Origin of the sequence: Arthrobacter wenxiniae (assembly GCF_013376105.1) — a bacterium.
GTDB classification, from domain to species: domain Bacteria; phylum Actinomycetota; class Actinomycetes; order Actinomycetales; family Micrococcaceae; genus Specibacter; species Specibacter wenxiniae.
Genome location: NZ_JAAMFM010000050.1, coordinates 1 through 11,809 on the forward strand (window position 1 = coordinate 1; position 11,809 = coordinate 11,809).

At 69.6% G+C, this 11,809-nt stretch carries 11 protein-coding genes; 9 read left to right on the forward strand and 2 right to left on the reverse strand.

Annotated elements, in window-relative coordinates; all coding sequences use genetic code 11:
• Positions 1-49 precede the first annotated feature (49 nt).
• Positions 50-1,771, reverse strand: coding sequence for a trypsin-like peptidase domain-containing protein (locus G6034_RS19070; RefSeq protein WP_176636681.1), 1,722 nt, complete (start codon positions 1,769-1,771; stop codon positions 50-52).
• Positions 1,772-2,070: 299 nt separating this feature from the next.
• Here G6034_RS19070 and G6034_RS19075 point away from each other — a divergent pair, with 299 nt between their 5' ends.
• Both G6034_RS19075 and G6034_RS19080 read left to right on the forward strand, forming a co-directional pair.
• Positions 2,071-4,149 (forward strand): TPM domain-containing protein, encoded by a 2,079-nt coding sequence (locus G6034_RS19075; RefSeq protein WP_176636682.1) that lies wholly within the window; start codon positions 2,071-2,073, stop codon positions 4,147-4,149.
• 157 nt (positions 4,150-4,306) lie between these two features.
• Positions 4,307-5,089 (forward strand): PspA/IM30 family protein, encoded by a 783-nt coding sequence (locus tag G6034_RS19080; protein ID WP_176636683.1) that lies wholly within the window; start codon positions 4,307-4,309, stop codon positions 5,087-5,089.
• 82 nt (positions 5,090-5,171) lie between these two features.
• On the opposite strand, the gene G6034_RS19085 is transcribed toward G6034_RS19080, so the two are convergent.
• Positions 5,172-6,023 carry an aldo/keto reductase gene (locus G6034_RS19085; RefSeq protein ID WP_176636684.1) on the reverse strand — a complete coding sequence of 284 codons (852 nt, stop codon included), beginning with the start codon at positions 6,021-6,023 and terminating at the stop codon, positions 5,172-5,174.
• 163 nt (positions 6,024-6,186) lie between these two features.
• Between G6034_RS19085 and G6034_RS19090 the strand changes: the two genes are divergently transcribed.
• From G6034_RS19090 to G6034_RS19120, 7 genes are read left to right on the forward strand one after another with little or no spacing between them, the layout of a single operon-like run.
• A complete protein-coding gene (locus G6034_RS19090; RefSeq protein WP_176636685.1) occupies positions 6,187-7,062 on the forward strand; it encodes a helix-turn-helix transcriptional regulator in 876 nt (291 codons plus the stop codon).
• Complete coding sequence (locus G6034_RS19095) at positions 7,059-8,030, forward strand: aldo/keto reductase (RefSeq protein WP_176636686.1); 972 nt, start codon at positions 7,059-7,061, stop codon at positions 8,028-8,030. Before G6034_RS19090 ends, G6034_RS19095 begins: the two co-directional genes overlap by 4 nt.
• A gap of 22 nt (positions 8,031-8,052) precedes the next feature.
• Complete coding sequence (locus G6034_RS19100) at positions 8,053-8,619, forward strand: hypothetical protein (RefSeq protein WP_176636687.1); 567 nt, start codon at positions 8,053-8,055, stop codon at positions 8,617-8,619.
• A 9-nt stretch (positions 8,620-8,628) separates the two neighbouring features.
• Positions 8,629-9,036, forward strand: a complete 408-nt coding sequence (locus tag G6034_RS19105) for a TOBE domain-containing protein (RefSeq protein ID WP_176636688.1) — start codon at positions 8,629-8,631, stop codon at positions 9,034-9,036.
• Positions 9,033-9,836: a molybdate ABC transporter substrate-binding protein gene (gene modA, locus G6034_RS19110; RefSeq protein WP_176636689.1), complete on the forward strand. Its 804-nt coding sequence runs from the start codon at positions 9,033-9,035 to the stop codon at positions 9,834-9,836. Before G6034_RS19105 ends, modA begins: the two co-directional genes overlap by 4 nt.
• Complete coding sequence (locus tag G6034_RS19115) at positions 9,814-10,659, forward strand: ABC transporter permease (protein WP_343038167.1); 846 nt, start codon at positions 9,814-9,816, stop codon at positions 10,657-10,659. The genes modA and G6034_RS19115 overlap by 23 nt, the downstream gene beginning before the upstream one ends.
• Entirely contained in the window at positions 10,656-11,789 is a 1,134-nt protein-coding gene (locus tag G6034_RS19120) for a sulfate/molybdate ABC transporter ATP-binding protein (RefSeq protein WP_176636690.1), read from the forward strand. Before G6034_RS19115 ends, G6034_RS19120 begins: the two co-directional genes overlap by 4 nt.
• Positions 11,790-11,809 lie beyond the last annotated feature (20 nt).

An 11,809-nucleotide genomic window follows, 5' to 3' on the forward strand; every position in this document is an offset into this window, starting at 1 on the left:
TCCGGGGCGGACGTGCGGAAACGGCGGCAGGAACCGGCCGTTCCGGAGGTCAGCTGGCCGGCATGGTGTCCAGCGTGACGTCCTTTTGCAGCGTCTTGCCGTTCCGGATGAGGCTCACCTTGACGGTGGCCCCGCCGGCCTGCTCACGGACCGCGGCGGTCAGCGAGGACGCGTCGCTGATGGTGCGGTCGCCGAACTTGGTGATCACGTCGCCCTTTTGCAGGCCCGCCTTGGCTGCCGCGCTGCCCGGGGTCACGCTGGCCACGGTGGCCCCGGCGGAAAACTGGCTGTCCTGGCCGAGGGCGGAGGTGCCGCTGACGGCGACGCCCAGCTGGCCGTGCGTGGCCTTGCCATTGGCAATGATCTCATGGGCAATGCGCTTGGCGTTGTCGATGGGGATGGAGAAGCCCACGCCGATGTTGCCGCTCTGGCTCGTGGAGCTGGACGAGCTGCCGGTGGATGCGATGGCCACGTTGACGCCCACGATCTGCCCGTTCGTGTTGACCAGCGCGCCGCCGGAGTTGCCGGGGTTGATCGCCGCGTCGGTCTGGATCACGTTGAGGTTGACCGTCCCCGTGGCCGTGGTGGTGCCCTGTCCGCCGCCGGGAGGGGAGAATTGGAATCCTCCGTTGCCGCCGCCGCCCTGGCCCTGCGACCCGTCGCCGGGCGTGGCCGGGACGGCCGAGGACGCCACCTGGATGGTCCGGTTCAGCGTGGAGACAATGCCGTCGGTGACGGTGCCGTTCAGGCCCAGGGGCGAGCCGATGGCAATGACGGTGTCGCCAACGTTCATCTTGTTCGAATCGCCCAGCGTGGCCGGGACCAGGTTCGGTGCGTTGATCTTGACCACGGCCAGGTCGGAGAGGGGGTCGGTGCCCACCACGGTCGCCGCGTAGACCTTGCCGTCGCTGGTCTGCACCTGGATGGTGGCGTGCGCCGCGGCGCCGTCGAGGGTCACCACGTGCGTGTTGGTCAGGATGTGCCCGGCGGTGTCCAGGACAATCCCGGAGCCGGTCCCGCCGGAGCTGCCGCTGGTGGCGGAGATGGTCACCACGGACGGCATGGCCTTGGCCGCGGCGGCCGTCACGGCGTTGACGGAGTTGGTGTTGTTGACCACCAGCGGGGCCGCCTGCTGGTTCGACGACGCGGTCACGCCCGAATTCTGCGAGCCGATCAGGAACGACGTCCCGGCCGCGGCGCCGCCGCCGATCAGGGCAGCGGCGATGACGCTGGCCGCAAACAGGCCCATGCCCACTTTCCGGCGCGGCTTCGAGGGGACCTTCACGGCCGGGGACAGCGTGTGTGGGTACGCGTTCGACGCCGGGTACCCGGGCCCCGCATGCGTGCCGGGGTTTGCTTGGTGTTCCGTGTGTTCCGTGGGGCCACCCGCCGCGCCGTGGGCCGGCTGGCCCTGCGGCGCGTGCCAGCCGTAGCCGGGTGCCGGCTGCGACCCCGCTGACGGTGAGGCGGCCGGGGGCCGCGGCGTCGGGGACTGTGGGGCCTGCCAGTGGGGCGCCGTGTCCGCCGGGGGCTGCCGGATCGGCATGGTCGGCTGTCTGCCACCCTGGCCACCGGGTGCGGGGAGCGGGGCAATGGGCTCGGTCGCGTCGCTGCCGGCCTCGTGGGCGCCGTTGGTGCCCGGGTAGGGAGGCCGGCTGCCGGGAGCCGGCGCCGGGGCGTCGAATGCGGGCGTCGCGGCGGATTCTTCCCGCGGTGTTCCTTCCGGGACGTCTTCGTTGCGGTTGCCTGCCCCGCCAATGTTCTCACTCATGAGCTTTTCCCTTCATTCAACAAATCCTGTGATGACCTTTGATTGATATCCATTTTGGCCTGCAGGACTGGTGCCTTTACGAACGTTCACTGGAAGGTAGCTGTGAAGAACTCCCAGCCTCCATTATGTCGCGGACCACCGGCTGGGACATCTCCGGGGCCGCCCCTGAGGCAGGCTCGCCGCACAGGCAGGCGTGGACGCTGCGGAAATTTCCGACCTAGAATCAAGGAGGCGCACAAGCGATGCTCCTGCATGTCCAGCACTCCTAAAGGTGAGCGATGTTCTCAAGGTACAAGCCGATGTCCCAACTCCTCGCGGTGCTGGGATTCGCCGCCTTCATGGTTTTCCCCGCAGGAATGGCGCAGGCCGGGGCCCAGGCGGCGGGCAGCGTCCAGGCGGCGGGCAGCGTCCAGGCGGGCGCGTCCCGGGCGGGCAGCGTCCGGGCCGAACCGCCCGTGACCATACCTGCCGGCAGCTACATTGTGGACAATGCCAACGTGCTCGGGGGCAAAAAGGCCGATGTCCAGGCGGCCATTGACAAGCTCTCCAAGGACCACGGCCTGACCTTCTTTGTGGTGTATGTCGATTCCTTCGACGGGATGACCGGCCAGGCCTGGGGAACCCAAGTGGCCAACTCCAAGCAGCTGGGGGCCAACGACGCCCTGCTGGTGGTTGCCGTCAAGGACAAGAAATACGCACTCCTGGCCGACACCAGCGTGATCCCGGCCGCCAAGAACCAGAACATCCAGGCAAAGGCGATCAAGCCGCAACTGTCCTCCGGCAACTGGGCCCAGGCCGCCATCGACGGCGCCGCAGCTCTTGGGGATGCGGCCGGCGGCGGCGCCGGCAACGTGCCCAACCCCACGGGCGGGTACGTGGCGCTGGGAGTGGGCGGCGTCGTCGTGCTTGGCGGAGCGGGAACGGCCCTCGCCATCCGCAACCGGCGCAGGAAAGCCGCGGCCGAGGCCACGGCCAAGGGCTACGGCCCCGACGGCAAGGCACTGGATCCGAACGCCGGGAAGACCATTGCCGAGCTGCGCTCCAAGGCCGGCTCGCTGCTGATTGCCGCGGACGACGCGATCAAGAACAGCGAACATGACATCGGCTTTGCCCAGGCGTCGTACGGCGACGACGCCGTCAAGCCATACCTGGCCGCCCTTGACCAGGCCAAGGCCCACCTGACGGAGTCCTTCAAGCTGCAGCAGCAGCTGGACGACGAAATCCCGGACACCATCGACGAGCAGCGCCAGTGGCTGGGCGAGATCATCAAGCGCAGCGAAGAAGCCAATGCGGCGCTGGACGCGGAAAAGAAGTCATTCGACGAGCTCCGCGAGCTCGAGCGCACGGCCCCGCAGGTGCTGGCCAAGGTCCGGTCGGATGCGGCGCAGTCCGGCTCCGCCGTCGCCTCCTCCGAGCAGGCCCTGGCCGCCCTTGACGGCAAGTACGCCGCATCAGCCCTGGCCGCCGTGCGCGACAACGTCAAGCAGGCCGCCGAGAGGCTGGCCTTTGTGGGAACGGCGGCGGACGACGCCGACGCGAAGCTGGGCGCGGGCGACACCGCAAACGCCGCGCTCTCGGTCAAGGCTGCCGAGGAGGCGCTGCTGCAGTGCAATGTCCTGCTGGAAGCCATCGGCAAGACCGAGAAGTCCATCAACGACGCCGCCACGACGCTCGGGACGGCACTGCCGGAGGCCCTGACAGACCTTGAACGCGCCAAGTCCATGGTTGCCTCACCCCAGTTTTCCCGGTTCGCGCCCACCGTGTCGGCCGCGGAGGCCGTCCTCAACGACGCCAAGGCGCAGGGCGCGGGCGGCAAGACCGATCCCGTGGCCCTGCTGGCCGCCGTGCAGGGCGCCCACAGCCAGCTTGACGAATTGCTCGACGGCATCCGTGACCAGCAGCAGCAGGCGCTGCGCGCGCAGGCCTCCCTGCAACAGGCCATGGCCGGCGCGCAGGCCCACATCTCCGCCGCCGAGGACTTCATCGCGGCCCGCCGCGGCGGGGTCGGCAGCGAAGCCCGGACCCGGCTGTCGGAGGCCCGGCGGAACTTGGACTACGCCATGGCAATTGCCGACAAGGACCCGGCCAACTCGCTCACCTACGCCCAGCAGGCCCAGTCCCTGGCCAGGCAGGCCATCCAGTACGCCCAGCAGGATGTGGACAGGTTTGATGGCGGAGGTTTCGGCGGCGGTTACGGAGGACGCGGCGGTTCCGGGATGAACGGCGTTGGCGGGGCGATCCTGGGCGGCATCATCGGCGGCCTGCTCGGCGGAGGGGGCGGCTTCGGTGGTGGCGGCGGCTTCGGTGGCGGAGGGGGCGGCGGCTTCGGTGGTGGCGGCGGCGGGGGCGGATTTGGCGGCGGCGGCGGCAACTTCTAGCGTTCTGCCGTGCGCTCCTGCCAAGTTCCCCCGCCACGGCCGTGCACTGGGCGCGGCAGGCACCTAGACTCGAAAGAGACGTTCCCACCAGTTCCAATGACCAGGCACTACGAGACAAGCACGGATGATGTTCAACAGTAAAAATAAGGGGAAAAGAATGGCAAAGCAGTCAATTTTCGGCCGGATTGCACAGTTGGCAAAGGCCAACATCAATTCGCTGCTGGACTCGGCCGAGGATCCGGAAAAGATGCTCGACCAGATGGTGCGCGACTACAAGGCGAACATCACCGAGGCCGAGACTGCGGTGGCCCAGACCATCGGCAACCTGCGCATGCTTGAGGACGACTACAACGAGGACATCAAGGCGTCACAGCAGTGGGGCTCGAAGGCTCTGGCCGCCAGCCGCAAGGCCGACGAGTACCGCGCGGCGGGCAACGCCTCTGACGCGCAGAAGTTTGACAACCTCGCCAAGATCGCGCTGCAGCGACAGATTTCCTCCGAAAATGAGGCCAAGGCGTCGGCTCCCAACATTGCCGCCCAGAGGGACGTGGTGGAGAAGCTCAAGACGGGCCTGCAACAGATGCAGGGCAAGCTCGGAGAGCTCGCCAGCAAGCGCAATGAACTCGTCGCCCGTTCCAAGACTGCCGAGGCGCAGACCCAGGTGCACGACGCCCTCAAGAGCATCGACATCATGGACCCCACGAGCGAGGTCAGCCGCTTCGAGGAAAAGATCCGCCGCGAAGAGGCGCTGGTGCGGGGCCAGAACGAGCTTGCCTCCTCCAGCCTTGACGCGCAGTTCAACAGCCTGGAGGACCTGGGCGAGCAGGCCGAGGTGGAGGCCCGCCTGGCGGCGCTCAAGTCCGGTGGCGCGCCTGCCGCACAGCCGGCCATCGCCCCGGCAGCGGACACAGTCGACGAAGCGGACTTCGACAAGCTCTGAGCACTGCTGGCAAGCCCGCACCGGGTCGGCCGCACCTGTGGGCCCGGCGCGGGGAATTCTTTCCCAGCCGCGTTGGCCGTTCCTACATTTGCGTAAACGCCGCCACCGCGGGGTCCGCCCCGATCCGTTGGCCGGATTCCAGTGCGGAAATCCGCTCGAGTTCTTCCGGTGCGAGCGAGAGGGATGCGGCGGCGAGGTTTTCACGGATGCGAGCCGGGGTTGCCGACTTTGGAATGACGATGTTTCCGATCCCCAAGTGCCAGGCAAGCACGACCTGTGCCGGCGTCACGGAGTACTTGGCCGCCAGCTCTGTCACCACCGGGCTGTCCAGGTCCCGGCCCTGGCCCAGCGGGCTGTAGGCCTCGACGGCGATGCCGTGGCTGCGCGACTTGTCGGCAAGTGCCGCCTGATGGAACGTCGGGTGCGCCTCGATCTGGTTGACGGCAGGGACCACGGACGCTCCGGCCAGCAGCGTGTCCAGGTGGCCGGAGAGGAAGTTGGAGACGCCGATGGCGCGGACCAGCCCCTGCGAATACAGTGCCTCAAGTTCCTTCCAGGCCTGCGTGTACAACCCCTGCGACGGCACGGGCCAGTGGATGAGGTAGAGGTCAATGACGTCGAGGCCCAGGGCTTTGCGGCTGGCCTCAAAGGCGGCCCGGGGGCTGCCTTGCTCGCCGTTGCGCAGCTTGGTGGTGACGAAGATTTCCTCGCGCGGGATGGCGGATTCGGCCAGTGCCGCCCCGACGCCGGCCTCGTTGCGGTAGGCCGCGGCCGTGTCAATGTGCCGGTAGCCCGCCGCCAGCGCCTCCCCCACGGCGACGCGGGTGTCCTCCGGCGGGATCTGGAAGACCCCAAAGCCGAGCTGCGGAATGCGCACGCCATTGTTCAGCGCCAGCATCGGAACGGCGGTCGCCTGGGAGGTTGATTCACTCATGTCCAACTCTTTCCTTTCATGCCACCCGCCAAGAAGGCGGTTTCCCCCAGCCTAGGCCAGCACCCGCCCGGAAGCACCCGCCAAGCAGGTGCGGGCCCATCCTAGGTCCCGCAGTCCTACCCGGACCGTGGATTGAAACGTTGCACCGGGGCACAATGGTGGCATGGGTCAAAGCGTTGAATTCGGCAAGTTCCTCTCGGCCATGCGTGCCCGGCTCCAGCCGGACCCGGAGACCACGCACACCACCCGGCGCGTGCCGGGGCTCCGCCGGGAGGAGGTGGCCCGGCTGGCGGACGTCTCCACCGACTACTACACGCGCCTGGAGCAGGGCCGGAACATCCACCCGTCCCGCTCCGTGCTGCACTCGGTGGGCCGGGCGCTGCAGTTGAACGAGGCCGAGTCCGCCCACATGTTCGACCTTCTGGAACACTGCGGCGGGCAGCCCACGGACCCGCCTGCCGCCCAGCGCGTGCGCGCGTCGATGCGGCAGCTGCTCGAGGCGGTGGGCGACGTGCCCGCCGTCGTGCTGGGCCGGAGGACGGACGTGCTGGCGGCGAACCGCATGGCGCGCCTGCTGCTTGCGGACTTTGCCGCGATGCCCCGCGAACAGCGCAACTTCACGCGCTGGATCATGCTGGACCCCGGCGCCAGGGTGCTGTTCCGGGACTGGCACGGTGCGGCCGCGGATTCCGTGGCGGAGCTGAGGGCCGACGTCGGCAAGCACCCGGGCGACCCCGCCACCACCGCGCTGGTGGGCGAACTGGCCGTCAACAGCGAGGACTTCCGGCAGTGGTGGGCGCGGCACCGGGTGGCCCGGAAGTCGTCGGGGACGCTCAAGCTCCGCCACGCGCTGGTGGGCGAGCTGGAGCTCGACTTTGAGCACCTGCTCCTGCCGGACGACCCCGACCAGAGCCTGCGCCTGTACACGGCGCGGAACGGCTCGCCTTCCCTGGACGCCCTCAAGCTCCTCTCCACCTGGTCGCAGCCGCCGGGCCCTGCGCACCTCGCCAACTCCCCCGAAGGAAGCACCCGGGAATGAAATACGCGCATCTGGGCCGCAGCGGCCTGTCCGTCTCCCGCCTCTGTCTGGGCACCATGAACTTTGGCCCGCACACGGAGGAGGCCGACGCCCACCTGATCATGGACCAGGCCCATGAGGCCGGGCTGAACTTCTTCGACACGGCCAACGTGTACGGGGGCGCCGGGCACCGCGGCTGGACCGAGGAAATCGTGGGCCGCTGGATCGCGAAGGGCGGCGGTCGGCGGGAGCGGACCGTGCTGGCCACGAAGGTGTACGGCGCCATGGGCGAGTGGCCCAACGACGGCAAGCTGTCCGCCCGCAACATCCGCCTGGCCCTGGACGCGAGCCTGAAGCGGCTGCAGACGGACCACGTGGACCTGTACCAGTTCCACCACGTGGACCGGGACACGCCGTGGGACGAAATCTGGCAGGCCGTCGACACGGCGGTCCAGCAGGGCAAGGTCATCTACGCGGGCAGCTCCAATTTTGCGGGCTGGCACATCGCGGCCGCCCAGGAGGCCGCGGCCCGGCGCCCCTTCACGGGCCTGGTCAGCGAGCAGTCACTCTACAACCTTATGGAGCGCAGCATTGAGCGGGAGGCCATCCCGGCCGCGCAGCACTACGGACTGGGGATCCTGCCGTGGTCTCCCCTGCACGGCGGCCTGCTGGGCGGGGTCCTGGCCAAGGAAAACGAGGGCGTGCGCCGATCCGAGGGCCGCGCCGCCAAGGCCCTGGAGGCGCACCGCGACGCCATTGCTGCTTTCGAGGGATTTGCCGCGGAGCTGGGCCACGCGCCCGGCGACGTAGCGCTGGCCTGGCTGCTCCACCAGCCGGCCGTGACGGCGCCCATCATCGGCCCGCGGACCCCCGCGCAGCTCGGCGCCGGGCTGCGGTCCCTGGAGGTTTCCCTGGACGACGCGGCCCTGGCCCGCCTGGATGCGATCTTCCCCGGACCACGGACCGCGCCGGAGGACTACGCCTGGTGAGCGGTTTCAACCACCAGCTCCGGTGGTCGAGACCGTCGAGACCCGGTGGTCGAGCAGCGCCGAACGACCGGTGCCGAACGACGTCGAACATCTGGTGGCGGAGGGGCGCGACCCTGCTGCCGTCCGGCAGGTGCTGCGCAACCCGTTCTGGCAGTGCTCGCCGGACAAGATCGCCTGCGCGGACATTTTCACCGCCGCATACCGTCAGGACGACTTTCCCGTCACGGTGGCCCGGCCCTCCCACACCTGCGATCCCACCAGGTTGCCCCTGCTCTTTGGCTGGACGGACGTCCACCGCATGCGGACCGGGCCGCCGGGCGGCAAGTCCCACTCCGTCATCGTCGACAACTCCAAGATCAAACGGTTCGTGCCGGACTTTGGCGCCCGCAGCCCGTATTCGGCGGGTGCCCGGCAGATCATGGCGTGGCACAACGACCATCCCGGGGCCAGCCCCGGGCGCCAGCCCCGGGGCCTCGACAACGTCCTGTGCCCGCGAGGAACGAGCGGACGTCATGATCTCGAACCGCAACGGCTGGCCTGCAGCAGCTGCGGTTCAATCACCATACAATTTCCGCTTTTGAGGATATAGACTCGTGAAATGGCACTTATCCGCGTTTCCGAGGCCGCCCGGTTCCTTGGCGTCAGTGACGACACCGTGCGGCGCTGGCTGGACAACGGCACCCTCCACGGCCAAAAGGACAAGCAGGGCCGGATGGTCATAGACGGCGTGGAACTGGCCGCCGCGGCCAAGTCGGCGTCCCAGCTGCCGGAGGACCCCACCGGCGTCGGCAGCTCCGCCCGCAACAGGTTCGTCGGACTGGTCACCAACGTGACGATGGACAAGGTCATGGCCCAGGTGGAGCTGCAGTGCGGGCCGTTCCGGGTGGTGTCCCTCATGAGCAGCGAGGCCGTCCGCGACCTCGGCCTGGAGCCCGGCTCCGTGGCCACCGCCGTCGTCAAGTCCACGAATGTGATCATCGAGATTCCGCAAGGGGCCAAGGCATGAGAAAACTGTTCCGCCTTCCTGCCGCCGCCGCGGCCGCCCTCCTCCTCGCAGCGTCGCTGGCGGCGTGTTCCGGGGGCGCCGCGGGCGCCGGCACCACCGCTGCCCCCGGAGGCACGCGGGCACTCTCAGGAACCCTCAACGTCTTCGCCGCCGCATCGCTGAAGCAGACCTTCACCCAGCTGGCCGCGACGTTCGAGAAGGACCACCCCGGCACCAAGGTGTCGCTTGACTTTGACGGCTCCTCCACCCTCGTCAGCCAAATCACGCAGGGGGCCCCTGCCGACGTCTTCGCGTCGGCGGACCAGGCCAACATGGCCAAACTGGAAAAGGCCAAGATGGCGGAGGGCACGCCGGCCGTGTTCGCCACGAACGTGCTGACCATCGTGGTGCCGCCCGGCAACCCGGCCAACATCGCCACCTTCGCCGACCTTGCCAAGCCGGGCGTGAAAGTGGTGGTCTGCGCCGCGCAGGTCCCCTGTGGGGCTGCCGCAAAGAGCAATGAGGCGAGGGCCGGCGTCGTCGTCAAGCCGGTGAGCGAGGAGCTCAATGTCACCAGCGTGCTCGGCAAGGTCACCTCGGGTGAGGCCGACGCCGGCCTGGTCTACGTCACGGACGCCACCACGGCCGGGGACAAGGTCAAGGCCGTGCCGCTCAAGCTGGCCAGCCCCGCCGTCAACAAGTACCCGATCGCCGCCGTCTCCACCTCGAAGAACCAGGCACTGGCAGCGGCCTTCATCGCCCTGGTCACCGGCCCCGGCGGCCGGAAGGTCCTCGGGAGTGCCGGATTTGGGGCCCCGTAACCGGCCCGGCGGCTACCATGCGGTGCCGCGCTGGGTGTACCTGCTCGCCGCGGCGGGGGCGCTGTTCATCCTGGTGCCGCTGCTGGGCATGGTGGCCAAGGTCAACTGGGCCCAGTTCATCCCCCTCATCACCTCGGAATCGTCGCTTGACGCACTGCTGCTGAGCCTGAAGACGGCGGCCGCCAGCACGGCCCTGTGCATCATCTTCGGCGTCCCGCTGGCGCTGGTGCTGGCCAGGGCACAGTTCGCCGGGCAGCGGATCCTGCGTGCGCTGATCCTGCTGCCGCTGGTGGTGCCGCCGGTGGTGGGCGGCCTGGCGCTGCTCTACACCTTTGGCCGCGAGGGCCTGTTGGGCAAGTCGCTGAACGTCCTGGGGATCGACATCGCGTTTTCCACCACCGCCGTGGTCATGGCGCAGGCGTTCGTGGCGCTGCCGTTCCTGGTCCTGAGCCTGGAGGGGACCCTGCGCACAGCCGGGCAACGGTACGAGGCCGTGGCGGCGACCCTCGGCGCGCGTCCGTCCACGGTGCTGCGCCGGATCACGGTGCCGCTGGTCCTGCCGGGACTGCTCTCCGGCGCCGTGCTGTCCTTCGCCCGCAGCCTGGGTGAATTCGGCGCCACGCTCACCTTTGCCGGCAGCCTGCAGGGCGTCACCCGCACCCTGCCCCTGGAGATCTACCTGCAGCGCGAAACGGACCCCGACGCCGCCGTGGCCCTCTCCTTCCTGCTCATCGCCGTGGCGGTGGTGGTGGTTGCGCTGACGTACCGGGCGCCGCGGCAGCCAAAGCCCGCCGTCGATGCCGCCGAAACGGCTGTGCCATGACGCTCGAGCTAAGTGCTGTGATCGCCGAGCGCCACCTGGACGTCGCGTTGACCGTCGGCGGGTCCGAGACCGTTGCGGTCATGGGCCCCAACGGCGCCGGCAAGTCCACCTTGGTGCAGGTCCTGGCCGGCCTCCTGCGGCCCGACGCCGGCCACGCCACCCTGGGCGACCGGACCCTCTTCCGCACCGGGAGCCCCGGGAGCCCCAGGGAGTGGCTGCCGCCGCATGCCCGCGGCGTCGGGGTGCTGGCCCAGGACGCGCTGCTGTTCCCGCACCTGAGCGTGCTGGACAACGTCGCCTTCGGCCCGCGCAGCCAGGGGCGGGGCCGGGCCGGGGCCGACGCCGCCGCGCGGCGCTGGCTCGGCGAGGTCGACGCCGTCGAACTCGCGGGGCGCAAGCCGGGGCAGCTCTCCGGAGGGCAGGCCCAGCGCGTGGCCCTGGCACGGGCGCTCGCCACCGACCCCGAACTTCTCCTGCTCGACGAACCCATGGCCGCCCTGGACATCAACAGCGCACCGTTCCTGCGGAGCCTCCTCAAGCGCGTGCTGGCCGGCCGGCGCGCCGTCATCGTCACCCACCACGTCCTGGACGCCCTCATGCTCGCGGACCGGATCGTGGTGATGGACCGCGGACGCGTCGTGGAGGAAGGGCCCACCGCCGCCATCCTGGCCCACCCGCGCAGCCCGTTCGCCGCCTCCCTGGCCGGGCTCAATGTCCTGGCCGGGTCCCTGGCCGGTGCCGGCGTCCGGACGTCCGACGCCGGGCTGGTGGCCGGCCGCCTCACCGGCGCCTTTGCGGGGGCGGCCGCGGCGGCGGGGACCGGTAGTCCGGCGGCGGGGACCGGTAGTCCGGCGGCGGGGACCGGTAGTCCGGCGGCGGGGCCGGAGGGTTTGGCGGCCTTCCCGCCGTCGGCCGTGTCCGTGTTTTTGGCGCCCCCGCAGGGCAGCCCGCGCAACTGCTTCCCGGTGACGGTGACAGAGCTGGAGCCGCACGGCGACCACATCCGGATCCGGGCCGGGCGGCTGGCGGCGGACATCTCCCCCGCCGCGACGGCCGAACTGCGGCTGCAACCGGGGTCGCGGGTGTTCTTTGTGGTCAAGGCCGCCGAGGTCGCCATCTACCCGGCCTAACACGGCGGGGATGCCGGGCG

Bases quoted from the DNA above. Each gene is read 5' to 3' on its own strand.
- G6034_RS19070 (WP_176636681.1), bottom strand. From the start codon at position 1,771: ATGAGTGAGAACATTGGCGGGGCAGGCAACCGCAACGAAGACGTCCCG.
- G6034_RS19075 (WP_176636682.1), top strand. From the start codon at position 2,071: ATGTCCCAACTCCTCGCGGTGCTGGGATTCGCCGCCTTCATGGTTTTC.
- G6034_RS19080 (WP_176636683.1), top strand. From the start codon at position 4,307: ATGGCAAAGCAGTCAATTTTCGGCCGGATTGCACAGTTGGCAAAGGCC.
- G6034_RS19085 (WP_176636684.1), bottom strand. From the start codon at position 6,023: ATGAGTGAATCAACCTCCCAGGCGACCGCCGTTCCGATGCTGGCGCTG.
- G6034_RS19090 (WP_176636685.1), top strand. From the start codon at position 6,187: ATGGGTCAAAGCGTTGAATTCGGCAAGTTCCTCTCGGCCATGCGTGCC.
- G6034_RS19095 (WP_176636686.1), top strand. From the start codon at position 7,059: ATGAAATACGCGCATCTGGGCCGCAGCGGCCTGTCCGTCTCCCGCCTC.
- G6034_RS19105 (WP_176636688.1), top strand. From the start codon at position 8,629: ATGGCACTTATCCGCGTTTCCGAGGCCGCCCGGTTCCTTGGCGTCAGT.
- modA (WP_176636689.1), top strand. From the start codon at position 9,033: ATGAGAAAACTGTTCCGCCTTCCTGCCGCCGCCGCGGCCGCCCTCCTC.
- G6034_RS19120 (WP_176636690.1), top strand. From the start codon at position 10,656: ATGACGCTCGAGCTAAGTGCTGTGATCGCCGAGCGCCACCTGGACGTC.